The following is a 17,149-nucleotide window of genomic DNA, read 5'->3' on the forward strand; positions in this document are numbered from 1 at the left end:
TGCCGCCGGCGTCGGTCAGTTGCACACGGATGCGCGATCAGGCTGCCGCAAGTAGCTTACGGCCCTCGTCATCCTCCGCCATCCGGCATTCCACCAGCGCTGCATGCAGGGCGCGGATTGCGTCATCGAAACGGTCAGCATCGAGGATGAACTGGATGTCGACATTGCGCATCTGATGCTGCATCGCCTTCACCCCGATTCCCGCCGCGCCGAGCGCACCGAGCGCGCGGGCAACGCAGCCCTCCTCGCTGAGATCACTGCCGATCAGCGCAACCATGGCCAGGCGCGGCGCCGAGACCTCGGTATTCGGAAACCGCGCCTCGAGATCGGCGATCACCCGGCGCACCGTCGGCCCGCCGGCAGCGAGGTAATGGGTGATGGTATTGGCGTTGGAGGATTTGCTGACAATGCGCGCGCGGTGTTTCGTCAGCGTGTCCAGAATTGCCGCGTCATAGCCTTTCTTCCCGACCATGTCCTGCTCGAAGAACTGCAGGGCGCGGACCTCGCGAATGCCGGTAACGATCTCGATGCGCGGCGCGGCAGAGACGTAATCGGCGCAGATCAGCGTGCCCTCGTCGTGCCGGTCGAATGTATTGCGCACCCGCAGCGGGATGCCCGCCTGACGCAGGCCGCGCGCCGCCCCCGGGTGAATGGCCTCGACGCCGAGATTGGCGAGCTGGTCGGCCACGTCGTAATTGGTGCGGCCGATCTTGCGCGCCTTGCCGACGCCGACGACCTTCGGATCGGCGCTGGAGAGATGAAACTCCTTGTGGATGATCGCCTCGCGCGCGCCGGTAAGCACGGCGAGCCTGGCAAAGGTCATCTCGGTGTAGCCACGGTCGTATTTGCGGACCATGCCGTCGCTGCATTTCGCATAGCCGGTGACAATCGGCAGGGTGGTCGCGAGGTCGATCCCGTCGAGCCCCGTGCGGATTCGCTCATCGAGATCGAAATTCCGCCCATCCTGCCAGCCGGTCAGATCGACGAAGGCCGCATTGACGCCACGGGCGCGCAGCAACAGGGCGGTATTGTGCGCGCTATGCGCCTCACCGAGCCCGGCAAGCAGCTCGCGCAAGTTGGCGAGCGGCTCGTCGAGTCGGAAATGGCCGTGGCCGCGCAGGCTGTCGAGATCATCGAGACAGGCTCGGGTCTCGCCGATCCGGGCGTTGACGAACTCATCCGCCACGGTGCGCTCGGGCGCGTTGCCGAACACCTCCTTGTTGCAGGCGCGCATCGCGGCGGCGACCGTATCGAGCGCGTCGTGCCAGTCACCCTTCTCGCCATCGGCGGCGAAGCTCGCATAAAGCCCGGGCGGTTTCGCGGCGTCGGTCTTCTTCTTCGGCTCCAGCAGCAGGTCGGTGATCCCGCCATAAGCCGACACCACGAAGATCCGCCGGTAGAGATCGCGGCCGGCGCGGCCGGCGATCAGCACGTTGTCAGCGACCGCATCCCTCGCCGCGATCGACGTACCGCCGATCTTCTCGACACTCGGGGCCACGCTCATGCCGCGCGCTCGCGCCGCACCAGCGGGCCCTTCACGATGTCCACGGTCCTGAAATCGCGACCGGCGATGAATTCCGGCCGCCGTGATTTCGGGCCGAATGGCTCGACCAGGCTGTTCGCCTTCGCGTTGAACACAAAGAACGCGTTCGACCGCGGGAAGGGCGTAATGTTGCCGTTCGAACCGTGCATCGTGTTGCAGTCGAACAGGACCACGGTACCGGCCTTGCCGGTCGGCGCGACGATGCCATGATCGCTGGCGAGGGCCGTCAGCATCTCGCGGTCAGGCACGCCGTATTCCTGCTTCTTCAGCGAGGAGCGGTAATGGTTCTCCGGTGTCTCGCCGACGCAGGTGAGATATTTGCGGTGCGAGCCGGGAATGACCATCAGCGGGCCGTTATTCGCGGTGTTCTCGGCCAGCAGGATCGACATCGACAGAGCCCGCATCCGCGGCATGCCATCCTCGACATGCCAGGTCTCGAAATCCGAGTGCCAGTAGAACTCCTTGCCCTCGAAGCCCGGCTTGTAGTTGAGCCGCGACTGGTGGATGTAGACATCGTCATCCAGCAGGAAACGCGCCACGCCGGCAATTCGCGAATCCGCCGCGAGCCGGCCGAGCAGTTCATTCTGCGCGTGGATCGCGAAGATCGAGCGCACCTCGTCGCTGCCGCGCTCGGTTATGATGGTCTCACGGTCGAGCCCGGCTGGATCGGCGAGCAGGTCCATTGACTCGGATTGCAGCAACGCGATCTCGGCGGCATCCAACACGTTCTCCAGCACGAGATAACCGTTGGTGTCGTAGAACCGTGTCTGCTCGTCGCTCAACGGCGCGCCGGGCGCCCACCGCCCATGCACCACCGGATCATGGCGCGGCAGCAGCGACGGGGTGGGTTCGCGGCGCGAGGGATAGAGATCGTCCATTGTCAGTTCTCCCACGTTTCGTTCGTTGCGGACCACGATCTCAGGCTGCCTCGCCCACCGGGGCGGGCGGATAGGCGCCGGACGCGTCATGAACTTCCTGCCCGGTGACCGGCGGGTTGAAGACGCAGGCGGTCACGATGTCGGTCTTCGGGCGAACCACGTGGCGGTCATGCTTGTTGAGCAGATAGAGTACGCCCGGCTTCAGCTCGTGGGTCGCGCCGGCGTCGAGATCCTCGATCGTGCCCTCGCCGCTCAGCACGAAGACGGCCTCGAAATGATGCTTGTAGTGCATCTGCAGTTCCTTGCCCGCGTACATCGTGGTGATGTGGAACGAGAAGCCCATGCCGTCGTCGCGCAGCAGCATGCGCACGCTGTCCCAGCCATCGGTGACGACCTTTCGCCCGGAGGCCTGCGCCTCCTTCAGAGTCCGGATGATCATGTTTCTGCTCCTTGATCGGGTATCGCTGCGCGTTATTCGGCGGCGATGCTGTAGGTGGGCGCCGCGGCCTCGTTCACGGCGCGTTCGAGAATGTCGAGCCCGGCCGCCAGCAGATCGTCATCGATGGTGAGCGGCGCCAGCACCTTGACGATCTCACCGTCGGCACCGCTGGTCTCGATCACCAGCCCCTCGCGGAAGGCGATGCCGGTGATGCGGTCGGCCATCTCGCCGGTGCCGACATCGATGCCGCGCATCATGCCGCGCCCGCGCGTGCTCATGCCATGCCGCGCCGCGATCGCCCCGAGCCGGCGGCCGAGCAGGTCGCCGCGCCTTGTGATGTCGGCAGCGAAGGCGCCATCGCTCCAGAAGTGGCGGATCGCCGCAGCCGCGGTGACGAAGGCGTGGTTGTTGCCGCGGAACGTGCCATTGTGCTCGCCTGGCTTCCACTGGTCGAGTTCCGGGCGGAACAGGGTCAGTGCGAAGGGCGCGCCAATGCCGGAGAGCGATTTCGCGAGGGTGATGATGTCCGGGCGGATGCCCATCTCCTCGAAGCTGAAGAAGCGGCCGGTGCGGCCGCAACCGGCCTGGATGTCATCCACGATCAGCAGCGCGCCGTGGCGCTTCGCGAGGGTCGCGATCTTGCGCAACCATCCGGCGGAGGCGGCGTTCAGCCCCCCCTCGCCCTGCACCGTCTCGACCAGGAACGCCGCCGGCGCATCGAGGCCGGACGAGCCGTCGGCGAGGCGCTGCTCGAGCAGATCGGCGGTATCGATCCCCGGTCCATAATACCCGTCATAAGGTTCGTGGCTGACATGGGCGAGCGGCACGCCGGCACCGCCGCGCTTGCCCTCGTTGCCGGTGCAGGCGAGCGCACCGAGCGTCATGCCGTGGAAACCATTGGTGAAGGCGATCACGGTCTGCCGGCCAGTCACCTTGCGGGCGAGCTTGAGCGCGGCCTCGACCGCGTTGGTCCCGGTCGGGCCGACGAACATGGCGCGATAGTCCATGTCGCGCGGCTTCAGGATCACGGTTTCCAGCGCGTCGAGGAAATCGGCCTTCGCGTCGGTGTGGAAATCCAGCCCGTGGGCAATGCCGTCGCGGGCGATGTAGTCGATCAGCGCCTGTTTCAGCACCGGATGGTTGTGGCCGTAATTCAGCGACGAGCAGCCGGCGAGGAAATCGAGATATTTTCCGCCCTGGCTGTCATGCATCCAGGCACCTTCGGCCCACGTGAACTGGCGCGGAATCGCGGTGCAATAGCTACGAACCCTGGATTCCATGCGCTCGTAGATGGCGGTATCCGGCTTGCGCCGGGACGGGCGCGGCAGATCGGTCATGTCATGTCCTTTCATGCTTGGTCGGTGACAGGTCGGGGCAAGCCGATCGTCACGGCAAACTCGGTGTCGTGGCGGCCGGCGAAATGGGTGGCGCGGTCGAACCGCACCGCGCGGACGAAGGAAGCGCCGCGCCGACGCGCGAGGCTTTCAAACAGCCGCCACGAGGCTGTGTTGGCTTCGGTAATGGTTGTCGTCAGGGCGCGGGCGCCCGCCACAGCTTGGCGGTCGAGCAGCGCATCGAGCATCTGGCCGCCGAGGCCGATGCCGCGCGCAGCGGCCGACACCGCAACCTGCCAGACAAAGATGCGCGACGGGTTGGATGGCGGCAGATATCCCGAGATCCACCCTACCACCTCACCCTCACGTTCCGCGATCACGCAGGTTTCGGCGAAATCCGTGCATTGCAGAAGGTTGCAATACGCCGAGTTCGTATCGAGCGGCGGGCACTCCGCGATCAACGCAGTCACCGCCGGGCCATCGGCAGCTATTGGCCGACGCAACGACACCGCGCTGCCGCACGGTGCCGCAAGATGATCGAGTTGACCCAAAATTATTTTAAACTCCGAAGCAGTATTATGTCGTATGATGCCGCACTCGGCGACCTCGTATCTTACAATTTGTGAAATCACGCTCGTTTTTCAAGTTTTTTATCGAGGCATTCAACCGCGGACCGTCGCCGCTTCAGAAAATTTCTTCGTTTATCGAAATACCATGTGGTTGCAAACGCCCGGATTCTCAGGCTCCATCACCCGCATGGACGATGTTCTCACCAGCGCGACCTTGCGCGCGATCCGCCGCATCCTGCGGGCCACCGATCAGGGCAGCCATCGCCTTTACGCGGCGACGGGGCTGACCACGTCCCAGTTTCTCGTGTTGCAGGAAATCGACCGCCGGGGGGATGCCACGCCGGGCGCCATCGCCACGGCGCTGCAATTCGGCCAGGCGACCATTACCAATATCGCCGACCGGCTCGTCGGCGCCGGGCTGATCACCCGACGGCGCGGCGAGCGGGACAAGCGCCAGATGATCATGGCCGCGACCGATGCCGGCCGTGCCGCCCTCGGCAGGGCGCCAGACCTTCTACAGGAGCGCTTCCGCGACAGGTTCGAGACCCTGCCGCTCTGGGAACAGGCAATGATCCTCGCCGCGCTCGAACGCGTCGGAACGTTGCTCGACGCGGCGGAGATCGACGCCGCACCGCTGATCGCCGCGGGCGCCATCGACCGCCCCGCCGGCCCGTCGCAAGGCTGATTCCCCGCCCGGCGGGCGCAAGAGTGCTACCCTGCCTCTTCCTCGCGGAAGATTGCCTTTGCCATGCGGAAGCCGGCATTCGCCGCCGGCACCCCGGCATATATCGCAACCTGCATCAGCGCCTCGGCGATTTCCTCGCGCGTCGCACCGGTGTTGCGGGTCGCGCGCAGATGCAGCTTGAACTCTTCCTCGCGCCCGAGTGACGCGGTGATCGCCAGCACCAGCAGCGAGCGCATCGCCCGCGGCAGGCCAGGCCGGGTCCAGACCTTGCCCCAGGCGGTTTCGGTGATGAAGTGCTGGAAGTCGCGGTCGAACTCCGTCGCCCCTTCCAGCGCGCGGGCGACATAGGCAGGGCCGAGCACGGCCCGGCGCATGTCGAGCCCGGCTTCGAACGCATCGCCCCCATTGCGGGCGGCGAGGAAGTCCAGCATCGCGCGGGTGACCTCGTCGGGCTTCTCGACGGTGGGGATATGCGCGGCATTCTCGATGACCACGAAGCGCACATCCGGCGCGCCGCCCTCGGCCAGCGCAGTCATCAGCGCCTGCGCGCTGGCCACCGGCGTCGAGACATCGCCATCGCCGACCAGCACCAGAGCCGGCATCTTGAGCCGGCGCGTCGTCGGCGCGAGATCGGCCATCGCGATCGCCATGGCGCAGCCGGCATAGCCATCGACGCTGGTGCCGCGCAGCATCGCGCGCAGGCCGCGCGCCGGCGGCGCGTCGATGAAGCCGGGCGTCACCCAGCGCGCCAGCACGCCGTCCTCGATCGAGCCGATCCCGTGCGCGCGCAGGTTCGTCACCCGCTCGCGCCAGGATTCGAACGAGGGGATCGCCATCGCGGTGTCGCAGAGCATCAGCGCCTCGGTGCGCCCGGGATGCCGCGCCGCGAATTCCTGGGCGATCATCCCGCCGATCGAGATTCCGCCGATCTCCGCAGCCCCGACGCCGAGCACATCGAGCACCGCGGCGACATCACCGGCCAGTTGCGCCATCGTGTAGTCGCCCGGTGTCGCCTCGGTCAGGCCGTGGCCGCGCATGTCCGGGCGGATGACGCGGAAGTTCCGCGCAAGTGCCGCGGCCTGGTCATCCCAGACCCGGTGGTCGGTCCCGAGCGAATGGAGCAGCACCAGCGGCGGCGATCCGTCCCGCCCGTCGATCCTGACGTGAACATTTATGTCACCCGCCGTCACGAACATCGCCCGCTCCTCTTCTCGCGCCGTTGCGCGGCGGACCATAAGGCCGACGCGTTGCATCCGGCAACCATCAGCCCCCTTGATCGCCGCTCCGCCGCATGATCTTGTCATCAATGTGTGACGATACTGTCATCGCCACGCCATGCAGTCGCGTTAACTGGCTACGCCAACTCCAGTCAAAGGGACTTCTCATGAAACGTCGCACCCTGATCGCCTCGGCCCCGGCCACGGCGCTGGTCGCCGCCACCGCGCGCGCCGCAGCCCCCACACGGGTCGTACTCTGGCACGCCATGGGTGGCGCGCTCGGCGACAAGCTGCAGTCGATCGTCGATGCCTTCAACAAGAGCCAGCCGGATTTCGCGGTCGACGCCGTCTACAAGGGCTCCTATCCGCAGGTGCTGACGGCCACGATCGCTGCCTGGCGCGCCGGCAAGGCGCCCTCGATCGCCCAGGTGTTCGATGTCGGCACCGCCGACATGCTCGGCGCCGGCCGCGCGGTGGTCGATGTCTACAAGCTCGCCGAGATGACGGGCGTGGCCATCGAACCCTCGACCTACATTCCCGCCGTGCGCGGCTATTACAGCCTCAATGACGGAAAGATGGGGGCCGCCCCGTTCAACTCCTCGACCGCCCTGATGTGGATCAACGAGGACGCCTTCGAGAAGGCCGGGCTCGACCCCAAGGCCCCGCTCGCGACCTGGGATGACGTGATCAAGGCCGCCCGGGCGATCAAGGCGAAGGGGGCGGCCGAGATCCCGGTGATGACCTCATGGCCGACCTGGGTGCATTTCGAGCAGTTCGCCGCCATCCACAATGTCGAATACGCGACACTGAACGACGGGTTCGGCGGCCCGAACCCGAAGCTGCGGCTCGACTCGCATCCCTTCGTGCGCAATCTCGACACGCTGCTGACGATGCAGAAGGACGGCCTGTTCCACTATGAAGGCCGCGACGGCAAGCCGAGCCCGATCTTCTACTCGGGCAAGGCGGCGATCACCTTCGACAGTTCCTCGATCTACGGCCAGCTGGTGAAGAGCGCGAAGTTCCGCTTCGCCAATGCCTATCTCCCCTACCACCAGTCGATCATCAAGAGCCCGATCAACTCGATCATCGGCGGCGCCGCGTTCTGGGCGATGACGGCGCCGGGGCGCGACAAGGCCGAATACGAGGCCGTTGCACGTTTCTTCAAGTTCATCTCCGAACCGCAGAACGATGCCGGCTGGGCCGAGGCCACCGGCTATGTGCCGGTGACTCTGGCGGGGAACGACTACATCGCCAAGCAGGGCTTTTACGCGAAGCAGCCGGGCGGCGATCTCGCGGTCAAGCAGCTGACCCGCACGGAGCCGACGAAATATTCGCGCGGCATCCGCCTTGGCGGCATGCCGGAAGTCCGCGTGATCATCGAGGAGGAGTGGGAAAGCGCGATCCAGAGCGGCACGCCGGCCCACAAGGCGCTGGCGCGCGCCCAGCAGCGCAGCCAGGCGGTGGTCGACCGCTTCGCCCGCGCCCTGCACGGCTGATCCACCCGGCGCGATGGAGAGACGCACCCTCTTCGGCGGCCGGCTGCTGCCGGCCGTCCTGGTGGCCCCGCAGCTCGCCATCACGGTCCTGTTCTTCCTGCTCCCCGCCTGGCGCGCTTTCTCAGAAAGCGTCCAGGCGACGGATGCGTTCGGGCTGAACACCACCTTCGTCGGCCTCGCCAATTTCCGCACGCTGCTGGGCTCGCCGGTCTATCAGGCGGCCCTGCTGCGCACCGTGATCTTCTGTGCGGCAGTCACCGTGCTGTCGATGGCGGGCGGCCTCGTGCTTGCCTGCTTCGCCAATCGCGGCATACGCGGCCAGTCGGTCTATCGCGTCCTGCTGATCTGGCCCTACGCCATCGCACCGGCGCTGGCCTCGGTGATCTTCGTTTTCCTGCTCCAGCCGCAGATCGGGCTGCTCTCCAACGTCCTTGCCCGGTTGGGGATCGATTTCAACTACGCCACCAACGGCACCGACGCCTTCGGCCTGATCGTGCTGATCGCCGCCTGGAAGCAGGTCAGCTACAATTTCATCTTCTACCTCGCGGGCCTGCAATCGGTGCCAGCCTCGGTGATCGAGGCCGCGACGCTCGACGGCGCGCGGGGCTTCTACCGGTTCCGTACCATGATCTGGCCGCTGCTCGCCCCCACCACCTTCTTCCTGCTGGTGATCAACACCGTCTATGCCGCCTTCGACGCCTTTGCGCTTATCTTCGCGCTCACTGGCGGCGGCCCCGGCAGCTCGACGACGACGCTGGTGGTCAAGGTCTATCGCGACGGGGTGATCAATCTCGATCTCGGCGGCTCGGCCGCGCAATCGGTCATCCTGATGGCGCTGATCATGGTCCTCACCACGATCCAGTTCCGCTACACCGGCAAGCGCGCGACATGAACCGCAGGCCCGATTACCTTGCCCATGCCGTGCTCATCATCGGCGTACTGATCTTCATCTTCCCGATCTGGGTCGCCTTCGCCGGCGCGACGCAATCGGCCGGCGCGATCAATCGCGGCGACCTGTCGCTGATCCCGCGCCTCTCGGGCCTGCCCGTGTTCATACACGCGCTCGGCTTCGGCAACACCGCCAAGGGCGGCGTACCGATCTGGCACATGATGATGGTCAGCGCGCTGATGGCGCTCGGCATCGCCATCGGCAAGATCGCAATCTCCTCGATCTCGGCCTTCGCCATCGCCTTCTTCCGCTTTCCCTTCCGCATGGTCGCCTTCTGGCTGATCTTCATCACGCTGATGCTGCCGGTCGAGGTGCGGATCATCCCGACCTATTCGGTGATGTCGGATTTCCACCTGATCAATACCTTCACCGGCCTGACCATGCCGCTGATCGCCTCGGCCACCGCGACGCTGCTGTTCCGCCAGGTCTTCCTCGCGGTGCCGGACGAGCTGGTCGAGGCGGCAAAGCTCGACGGCGCCGGGCCGATGCGCTTCTTCTTCGATATCCTGCTGCCGGTCTCCGGCGCCAATCTCGCCGCCCTGTTCGTGATCCTGTTCGTCTATGGCTGGAACCAGTATCTCTGGCCATTGCTGGTCGCGACCAACGGGCGGCTCGATACGATCGTGCTCGGCATCGTGCAGTTGATCACCTCGGACCAGCTCACGCCCTGGAACCTCGTCATGGCGGCCACCATCCTTGCCATCGTGCCGCCGGTTTTCGTCGTGGTGGCGATGCAGCGCTGGTTCGTCGCCGGCCTCACCGAAGTGGACAAGTAATGGCAACGCTGGAACTGCAGGGACTGACCAAGAGCTTCGGCGGGACGACCGTCCTGCACGGCATCGACCTGCGGCTCGCGGATGGCGAGATGCTGGTCATCGTCGGCGCGTCGGGCTGCGGCAAGTCGACCCTGCTGCGTCTTGTCGCCGGGCTGGAAGCGCCGAGCGGCGGCCGCATCCTGCTCGATGGCCGCGACATCACCGATGTCGATCCCTCGAAGCGCGACATCGCGATGGTGTTCCAGAATTACGCGCTCTACCCGCATATGAGCGTGTTCGACAACATGGCCTACGGGCTGAAGCTGAAGGGCATGGCGAAGGCCGAGATCGCCCGCCGGGTGGAGGATGCCGCCGACACGCTCGGGCTTTCGGAACTGCTCGGCCGCAAGCCGCGCGCGCTCTCCGGTGGCCAGCGCCAGCGCGTCGCCATGGGGCGCGCCATCGTGCGCGAGCCGAAGCTGTTCCTGTTCGACGAACCACTCTCCAACCTCGATGCCAGGCTGCGCGTGCAGGTGCGCGCCGACATCCGCAAGCTGCAGAAGCGCCTCAACGTCACCAGCCTCTACGTCACCCATGACCAGGTCGAGGCGATGACACTGGCCGACCGGCTGATCGTCATGCACCAGGGAGTTGCGGCGCAGATTGCCCCGCCGGTCGAGGTCTTCGCCCATCCCGCCGATACCTATGTCGGCGGGTTCATCGGCGAGCCGGCGATGAATTTCTGCGCCGCCCGCCTCGGGCCCGAAGGCCGCAGCGCCCGGCTCGATGCCGGGCCGGAGATCGCGCTGCCCGCCGGCTCATGGGGGCGCGAGGGCACGGGTGTTACAATCGGCATCCGCCCGCAGCATGTGGCGCTCTCGACGGCTGCCGATGCCCTGCGCGTCACGATCGATCTCGTCGAGCCGCTCGGCTCGGAAACCCTGCTGCACGGCCATCTCGCCAATGGCGACGCTTTCTCGATCCGCGTCAGCGGCCCGGCGCCCGACGCTGCCGAACTTGAGGCTGCCGAACTCGGGGCCGGCGAACTTGGGGCCGCCGAACTCGGGGCCGACCTGCCCGCCGAACAGCTCCATGTTTTTGACGGAGAGTCCGGCCGCCGCCTCGCGCCCGGCTGAAGGTTCAGGCTTTCGGCAACCGTCCCATCGCGAAGAATTCCGGGTTGGGCTGCATCCCGGCCATGTTGGCGAGCCGGTTCGACATCGCGAAGAATGCCGCGATCGCGCCGATATCCCAGATCTCGTCGGCGTCGAACCCCTGTTCGCGGAGTGCCGCGTGATCGTCTGGCCCGACCGTGTCCGACGCGGTTGCGACCTTCATCGCGTAATCGATCATGGCCCGCTGGCGCGGGGCGAGTCGTGCCTTGCCCGGGTTGACCGCCAGCCGGTCGGCGATTTCCGGGTCCTTCGCATAGATCCGCAGGATCGCCCCGTGCGCCACCACGCAATAGAGGCAATGATTGACACCCGAGGTCGCGACCACGATCATCTCGCGTTCCGCCTTGCTCAGCCCTGCGGGACGCAGCATCAGCGCATCGTGATAGGCGAAGAAGGCGCGGAACTCGTCGGGCCGGTGCGCGAGGGCAAGGAACACGTTCGGCACGAAGCCCGCCTTTTCCTGCACGGCGAGGATTTTCTCGCGGATATCCGCGGGAAGCGAGTCGAGATCAGGCACGGAAAACCGGCTGATCGCGTCATGCTGCATGTCGTTCATCGCCATCGCGCCCGTCTCCGACCCTGTTTTGCCCTGCACATTCGGCGCGTGGGGTCAGAAAATCAACCGGGCCGCGGCGGGCTCAGAGGCCACAACCGGCACGGCAGAGCTTGATGAAACCGGCGACAGCAGGGCCCTGCGGCCGGCCGGCGATCGCGGCAAGGCGCACCTCGCGGTTCAATGGTGGCTTGGCGAGGCGGCAGGTCACCAGCGGCGACGGCACCGCCATCCGTTCCGATAGAATGGCGATGCCAAGCCCCGCCGAGACAAGATCCAGCATGTTCCCAATGCCGCCGTCGCAACGTCGCACGCGGAACGTCCCATCGCAGGCCGCGCGCAGCGCCTGGACGAAGCCGCCGCAGCGCTCACCATGCAGCAGCACCTCGCCGTCCAGGTCGGAGGCAGTGATGCTTTCGGCATTCGCCAGCCGGTGCTGCGGCGGCATGACCACGACAGCACCCTCGTCATAGAGTTTCCAGTGATTGAAGCGTTCCGGCAGGGCGCAGTCGGCGGGCAGCACCGCGCAATCCAGCATGTCGGAGAGCATCGATTCGACGAGCATCGCCCCAGCGGCTTCCTCAAAGCGGACCATAAGGTCGGGCATCAGCGACGCGACCTCGCGCACCGCACCGGCAATCGCCGCAGCGCCCACGCCGGGGCCCAGACCGATCTTCAGGCTCGCCACCGGCTGCTGCCGCCGCGCCTCGGCCAGCGCCGACGCATTGTCCGCCGCCTCCAGCATCGCCTCGAGATGCGGCAGCATGGCCCGGCCGAGTTCGGTCAGCTGCGTCAGGTTGCGTTCGCGATAGACCAGCGGCCCGCCAAGTTCGTCCTCCAGCCGCTGTATCGCCCGCGTCAACGCCGGCTGGCTGACATTGCAGGCATCGGCGGCGCGGGTGAAGTTGAGCAGCCGGGTCAGCGCGACGAAATACCGCACCTGGGTCAGCTCCATCGCGTCTACTCCTGTTCCGGCGCGGCAAGGCGGCGCAGCTCGCCGAGAATGCGATCGGGCGCAGCGCGGCGGGTGAAATCGACACTGACGAATCGCCACGCGACCCGCCCGTTGACATCGAGCAGGAACACCGCCGGCACCGGCAGGAACTGCGACCCGTTCCCGTGCCGTTCAGCGAAATCGATCCCCGCCCTCATGAGGCGTGACCGATAGAGCGCCGGAATGCGGAACACCACCCCGGCCGCGAGTCCAACCCCGTAATCCACATCCGACAGCACTTCGAACGTCGCGCCGTGATTCTGCTTGGCCTGCCGCGCCCAGGGGCCCATGTCCGGCGTCAGCGCCAGCAATGATGCTCCGGCCGCCTCGATCTCCGGCAGGGCGGCCACCAGCGCGTCGAGCATCAATCGGCAGAACGGGCACCACTCGCCACGGAAGAACTGCACGACAACCGGCCCCTCGGCGAGACGGCTGGCAAGCGAGACGAGCCGCCCCTCGGCATTGGGCAGCACGAAATCCGGAAACGCGGCAGTTTCCCCGAGCACGCCGGAGAGAAAACCGTTCTGGCTGAGCGTCGTGAAGACGTCCTCATAGGCAAGGCGGACGGCGTCATCTGCAGTGCGGCGTTGGCGTTCCGCCTGAAGCTGCTCGTCGAGGCCCATGGCCGATACTGTCTCCCTGGCTTTCTTATAGTAGCAAAGTCGCCATCCCGATCAATTGCCGGCCAGAGATCCAATAAAATAGAGCACGTCCCGAGCCGCAAGGGCCGGAACGTGCTCTGAAGCCGGGACGATCAGGCGGCGGCTGCGATGGATCGGGGCATCCATCGATCCGACAGGAGCGAGAGCGCCCTACGAGGCAGGGTGGCCCATCTTGTCATGACCCATCTTGTCATGGCCCATCTTGTTGTGACCCATCGTGTCGTGACCCATCGTGTCGTGACCAATGGCGGTGCCGTGGCTCATCGCACTCTTGTGGCCCATCGTGTCGTGCCCCATCGCGCTGGTGGTCTGCGCCTGGGCAACGCCGGCGACGAGGCCGAGGGCAAGGGCGGTGGTGGCGAGAATGCGGATCATGGTGGTCTCCTCTGTGTGGGGGGCGGCGCCCCGGTCTGCTTCCTGCGGACCGGTCATCGTGGTCCGCCCCGCAAACATGACCGGCCATGCGCGGCCGATCCAATGCCGTTTGGTCATCGTTTCGATACCTCGACCCCGGCGCCGCGGCGGGCGCATCATGGCGCCATCGCAACAACAAGCGAGGAAACCGAAAATGCGCCGATACCGCCCCATCCACCCGCTGCCATTGCGAATCATGCACTGGCTGAACGCAATCGCCATCATCACGCTGATCGGCAGCGGCTGGGAGATCTACGATGCCTCTCCCTTCCTGCCCTTCACCTTCCCGCAATGGGCGACGATCGGGCAATGGCTGGGCGGGGCGATCGCCTGGCATCTCGCCGCGATCTGGCTGCTGATGCTCAACGGGCTCGCCTATCTCGTCTGGGGCACGGCAAGTGGCCATTTCCGCCGCAAGCTGCTGCCGGTCACGCCCCGCGCCGTGCTGCGCGACATCTGGGCCGCCCTGCGCCTGCACCTGCCGCATGAAGTCGGCGTCTACAACGCGGTGCAGCGGGTGCTCTATCTCGGGGTCATCGCGCTCGGCGTTCTCGCCGTGCTGTCGGGGCTTGCGGTCTGGAAGCCGGTGCAGCTCTGGTACCTGTCGGATCTGTTCGGCGGATTCTTCGATTCCCGCGTTGTCCACTTCGTCGCGATGGCCGGGATTTCCGGCTTCCTGATCGTCCATGTCCTGCTGGTCGCCCTGGTGCCGCGCGTCCTCCCCGCGATGATCACCGGCGGCCGCCTGCCCGATCCTCTTCCCAAAATAACCGAAGCCGCGGAGTAAGACCCATGCGCACGCTCCTCAACCGCCGCGCCCTGCTCGGCCGCAGCCTCGCCTTCGGCGCCGCCGCCAGCCTCACCGGCTGCGACTACGACGACCTGAAACATCCCGACCTTGCGGACCGCGCGCTCACCGCGATGTCGCGCTGGAACGACGAGGTGCAGGCTGCCCTGTTCGACCGGCATACGCTAGCGCCGACCTTCCCGGCCTCCGCCATCACAAGGCCGCCGCGCTTCAACGCCTTCTACAGCATCGACCAGGCGCCGCGCGTCGATCTCGCGACCTGGCGCCTCGGCCTCACCGGCCGCATCGGCGACAAGCGGCACTGGCGCCTCGCCGAACTGCGCGCCCTGCCGCAGGAGAGCCAGATCACCCGCCTCGCCTGCGTCGAGGGTTGGCGCGTTGTCGGCCAGTGGAGTGGTGTGCCGCTCGGCCATTTCCTGCGACGGGTGAATGCCGATCTCAAGGCGCGCTATGTCTCGTTCCAGTGCGCCGACGGGTATTACGAGAGCATCGACATGGCTTCCGCCCTGCACCCCCAGACGATCCTCGCACTCGATTTTCTCGGCGCGCCGCTCACCGCCCCGTTCGGCGCGCCGGTGCGGCTGCGGATTCCGACCAAGCTCGGCTACAAGAACCCGAAATCGGTCGTCGCCCTCGGCGTCACCAACACCTTCCCCAGCGGCTACTGGGTGCGGCAGGGCTATAACTGGTTCGGCGGCTCCTGAGCGGCGGCAATGCGTTCGAGCACTGCGCGCCGCGGTCCCTCCGGAGCCGCGGCGATCGCCTCGGCCAGTGCGCGCATCCGCCGGCGGGCATCGTAGAGCTGGTCGAGCAGCGAGAGCACCACCGGCATCGCCTCCTCGTCCACAAGCAGGTCGGACGCGAGCTCGTGGATCAGCCGCACCCGCGCGATATCGATGCCATGGAACCGCCAGCCTCCCCCAGCCCGCGCCGGGCGCACCCATTCCAGCGCCAGCCAGCGTTCGAGATCGGCCCGTGCCAGCCCCGCCACCTCGGCGATGACGACCTCGATCGTCACCCCTTCGCTCATGACGGCACCTCCGTCTCGGTCATCCCGGCGCGCGGATCGGGCGTCTCCTCCGGCGTCCAGCCGCGCAGGAACGCCTCCAGCGCCGGGTCCGCCTTGCCGATGACGACCCGCAGCGTCGCGTAGAGATCGCCCGCGGCGGCGGTGCCATGCGCCGCCACGCCGCGGCCGCGCAGTCGCAATACCGTACCGCTGTCCGACCCTGCAGGAACCCGCATCCGCACCGCGCCACCCGGCGTCGGCACCTCGACCTGCCCACCCAGCACCGCCTCGGCCAGCGTCACCGGCAGATCGAGCCGAATGTCCTGTCCCTCGCGGGTGAAGAAGCGGTGCGGCGTCACACTCACGCGGATCAGCGCATCGCCTGCCGGCCCACCATTCCATCCCACTCCGCCCTTGCCGCGCAGGCGCAGCATTTGCCCGTCCTCGGTGCCAGGGGGAATCCGCACGTCGAGCGTGCCGCCATCGGGCAGCGACAGCCTCCTTGTGCCGCCAGCCACAGCCTCAACGAAGCCGATCGTCATGGAATAATGCCGGTCCTGCCCGCGCCCCGGCCCACCGCGCCGTCCGCCGCCGCCGAACATCGAACCGAACATGGCCTCGAGATCGTCGGTGGTCCAGGCGCCACCGCCACCGCCGTAGCGCGCGCCCTCGCCGGTCTCGGCATAGTCGCGCCAGGTGCCGTGCCGCGCGCGTTCCTGCCCTTCGGCATCGATCTCGCCGCGGTCGAACCGGGCGCGCTGATCGGCGTCGGACAGCAGGTGATAGGCCGCCGAAACGTCCTTGAACCGCGCCTCCGCCGCCGCATTGCCGGGGTTGAGGTCGGGATGATGGTCCTTCGCGAGCCGTCGATAGGCCCGCCTTATCTCATCCTGACCCGCATCCCGCGCCACACCAAGAACATCGTAAGGATCCTTCACTCTGCCTCATCCCGGAACAGCATCATCGGTTGCGATCAAAGCACGCCGCGGAACAACTGTCAGCCGCCCCGCGCTGCGGGACGCACGAGGCTCGCCTGCGGCCCGTCCCGCCCCTCGGCCGCCGCAAAGCGCACGGCATCACCCACGCGCAGCCGCCCGAACCCGTTTCCGGCCACACTGTTGCGGTGAAAATACACCTCTCGCCCGTCATCGGTGGCAATGAACCCGTATTCGGCATCGGCGACGAACCGGACCACCTGACCATGCGCCAGCGCCTCCGCGTGGTGCTTCACCGCATTGTCGAGCCGCCGCGCATGGTCTTCCAGCTTGCGCACCGCGGCATCGAACGCGTCGCGAACCGCGACATACGGATCCTCGTGCGCGTGGTTCTCGGGACTTTCCCGGTTGATCACGATATCGCCCCGCGGCACCGCGATCTCGATCCGCGCACGGTAGAGCTTGCCCTTGTGGTGATGCCGGTGCGGCGCCTCGATGATGACATGGCAGCGCAGGATCCGTCCCTCGAACCGCCCCAGCACCTCCGCCTTCTCGCGGATGCGCGCCTCAAGCGCGGGAGAACGGTCGATGTCCTTGAAGGTAATCTGCAGCTTCACGGTCATGGCGACAATCCCTGTCTGGTATTCCAGACCCTGATGGTCCGGGACCAGAGCCTAGGCGCGTGGGGCGCTGGCGCCTTGACCAGGATCAAGACCCGCAGCGTCCGGGCTGTC

The 17,149-nt window shown here is 66.6% G+C and carries 20 protein-coding genes and 1 pseudogene; 7 read left to right on the forward strand and 14 right to left on the reverse strand.

From position 1 onward, the window contains the following. Nucleotides 1-37 precede the first annotated feature (37 nt). The 5 genes from HUW10_RS08050 to ectA are packed head-to-tail and all read right to left on the reverse strand — an operon-like array spanning nt 38 to nt 4,703. Nucleotides 38-1,504 (reverse strand): aspartate kinase, encoded by a 1,467-nt coding sequence (locus tag HUW10_RS08050; protein ID WP_174503022.1) that lies wholly within the window; start codon nt 1,502-1,504, stop codon nt 38-40. Further along, nucleotides 1,501-2,436 carry an ectoine hydroxylase gene (gene thpD / locus HUW10_RS08055; protein WP_236656292.1) on the reverse strand — a complete coding sequence of 312 codons (936 nt, stop codon included), beginning with the start codon at nt 2,434-2,436 and terminating at the stop codon, nt 1,501-1,503. The genes HUW10_RS08050 and thpD overlap by 4 nt, the downstream gene beginning before the upstream one ends. Nucleotides 2,437-2,461: 25 nt before the next feature. Beyond that, entirely contained in the window at nt 2,462-2,860 is a 399-nt protein-coding gene (locus HUW10_RS08060) for an ectoine synthase (protein ID WP_174503023.1), read from the reverse strand. A 32-nt stretch (nt 2,861-2,892) separates the two neighbouring features. Beyond that, on the reverse strand, nt 2,893-4,197 hold the full coding sequence (gene ectB, locus HUW10_RS08065; RefSeq protein WP_174503024.1) for a diaminobutyrate--2-oxoglutarate transaminase: 1,305 nt from the start codon (nt 4,195-4,197) through the stop codon (nt 2,893-2,895). An 11-nt stretch (nt 4,198-4,208) separates the two neighbouring features. Next, entirely contained in the window at nt 4,209-4,703 is a 495-nt protein-coding gene (gene ectA / locus HUW10_RS08070; protein WP_174504800.1) for a diaminobutyrate acetyltransferase, read from the reverse strand. 247 nt (nt 4,704-4,950) lie between these two features. Here ectA and HUW10_RS08075 point away from each other — a divergent pair, with 247 nt between their 5' ends. After that, a complete protein-coding gene (locus HUW10_RS08075; protein ID WP_174503025.1) occupies nt 4,951-5,448 on the forward strand; it encodes a MarR family winged helix-turn-helix transcriptional regulator in 498 nt (165 codons plus the stop codon). A 26-nt stretch (nt 5,449-5,474) separates the two neighbouring features. On the opposite strand, the gene pcaC is transcribed toward HUW10_RS08075, so the two are convergent. Together pcaC and HUW10_RS18695 are read right to left on the reverse strand one after the other, a co-directional pair. After that, nucleotides 5,475-5,879 (reverse strand): 4-carboxymuconolactone decarboxylase, encoded by a 405-nt coding sequence (gene pcaC / locus HUW10_RS18690; protein ID WP_366925309.1) that lies wholly within the window; start codon nt 5,877-5,879, stop codon nt 5,475-5,477. Between the two features lie 15 nt (nt 5,880-5,894). Beyond that, nucleotides 5,895-6,752 (reverse strand): annotated as a pseudogene (locus tag HUW10_RS18695) (alpha/beta fold hydrolase); the annotation flags it as partial. A gap of 80 nt (nt 6,753-6,832) precedes the next feature. Here HUW10_RS18695 and HUW10_RS08085 point away from each other — a divergent pair. Genes HUW10_RS08085 through HUW10_RS08100 form a run of 4 tightly spaced genes read left to right on the forward strand, consistent with a single transcriptional unit; the run spans nt 6,833 to nt 11,001 of the window. Then, nucleotides 6,833-8,161, forward strand: a complete 1,329-nt coding sequence (locus HUW10_RS08085) for an extracellular solute-binding protein (RefSeq protein WP_174503026.1) — start codon at nt 6,833-6,835, stop codon at nt 8,159-8,161. A 13-nt stretch (nt 8,162-8,174) separates the two neighbouring features. Then, nucleotides 8,175-9,053, forward strand: coding sequence for an ABC transporter permease subunit (locus HUW10_RS08090; protein WP_174503027.1), 879 nt, complete (start codon nt 8,175-8,177; stop codon nt 9,051-9,053). After that, nucleotides 9,050-9,886 (forward strand): sn-glycerol-3-phosphate ABC transporter permease UgpE, encoded by an 837-nt coding sequence (gene ugpE, locus HUW10_RS08095; RefSeq protein WP_174503028.1) that lies wholly within the window; start codon nt 9,050-9,052, stop codon nt 9,884-9,886. The genes HUW10_RS08090 and ugpE overlap by 4 nt, the downstream gene beginning before the upstream one ends. Then, the gene (locus HUW10_RS08100; protein WP_174503029.1) at nt 9,886-11,001 is read left to right on the forward strand and encodes an ABC transporter ATP-binding protein; all 1,116 of its coding nucleotides are present in this window, start codon (nt 9,886-9,888) and stop codon (nt 10,999-11,001) included. Before ugpE ends, HUW10_RS08100 begins: the two co-directional genes overlap by 1 nt. Nucleotides 11,002-11,005: 4 nt before the next feature. Here HUW10_RS08100 and HUW10_RS08105 read toward each other — a convergent pair whose 3' ends face one another. The 4 genes from HUW10_RS08105 to HUW10_RS08120 form a co-directional block, all read right to left on the reverse strand. Then, nucleotides 11,006-11,596: a peroxidase-related enzyme gene (locus HUW10_RS08105; RefSeq protein WP_201712598.1), complete on the reverse strand. Its 591-nt coding sequence runs from the start codon at nt 11,594-11,596 to the stop codon at nt 11,006-11,008. Nucleotides 11,597-11,678: 82 nt separating this feature from the next. After that, nucleotides 11,679-12,548: a LysR family transcriptional regulator gene (locus HUW10_RS08110; protein WP_174503030.1), complete on the reverse strand. Its 870-nt coding sequence runs from the start codon at nt 12,546-12,548 to the stop codon at nt 11,679-11,681. Between the two features lie 5 nt (nt 12,549-12,553). Next, entirely contained in the window at nt 12,554-13,210 is a 657-nt protein-coding gene (locus tag HUW10_RS08115; RefSeq protein WP_174503031.1) for a peroxiredoxin-like family protein, read from the reverse strand. 189 nt (nt 13,211-13,399) lie between these two features. Next, entirely contained in the window at nt 13,400-13,741 is a 342-nt protein-coding gene (locus tag HUW10_RS08120; protein WP_236656295.1) for a hypothetical protein, read from the reverse strand. 76 nt (nt 13,742-13,817) lie between these two features. On the opposite strand from HUW10_RS08120, the gene HUW10_RS08125 reads away from it, so the two are divergent. Beyond that, entirely contained in the window at nt 13,818-14,450 is a 633-nt protein-coding gene (locus HUW10_RS08125) for a cytochrome b/b6 domain-containing protein (RefSeq protein ID WP_174503032.1), read from the forward strand. A gap of 5 nt (nt 14,451-14,455) precedes the next feature. Further along, nucleotides 14,456-15,175 carry a molybdopterin-dependent oxidoreductase gene (locus HUW10_RS08130; RefSeq protein ID WP_174503033.1) on the forward strand — a complete coding sequence of 240 codons (720 nt, stop codon included), beginning with the start codon at nt 14,456-14,458 and terminating at the stop codon, nt 15,173-15,175. Here the strand turns inward: HUW10_RS08130 and HUW10_RS08135 are convergent. From HUW10_RS08135 to HUW10_RS08145, 3 genes are read right to left on the reverse strand one after another with little or no spacing between them, the layout of a single operon-like run. Further along, on the reverse strand, nt 15,151-15,501 hold the full coding sequence (locus HUW10_RS08135; protein ID WP_174503034.1) for a chaperone modulator CbpM: 351 nt from the start codon (nt 15,499-15,501) through the stop codon (nt 15,151-15,153). The two genes, HUW10_RS08130 and HUW10_RS08135, sit on opposite strands and share 25 nt — an antisense overlap. Then, entirely contained in the window at nt 15,498-16,418 is a 921-nt protein-coding gene (locus HUW10_RS08140; protein ID WP_174503035.1) for a DnaJ C-terminal domain-containing protein, read from the reverse strand. Before HUW10_RS08140 ends, HUW10_RS08135 begins: the two co-directional genes overlap by 4 nt. Nucleotides 16,419-16,477: 59 nt before the next feature. Then, nucleotides 16,478-17,038, reverse strand: coding sequence for an HPF/RaiA family ribosome-associated protein (locus HUW10_RS08145; RefSeq protein WP_174503036.1), 561 nt, complete (start codon nt 17,036-17,038; stop codon nt 16,478-16,480). Nucleotides 17,039-17,149 lie beyond the last annotated feature (111 nt).

Origin of the sequence: Acidiphilium sp. C61 (assembly GCF_905116885.1) — a bacterium.
Lineage (GTDB): Bacteria > Pseudomonadota > Alphaproteobacteria > Acetobacterales > Acetobacteraceae > Acidiphilium.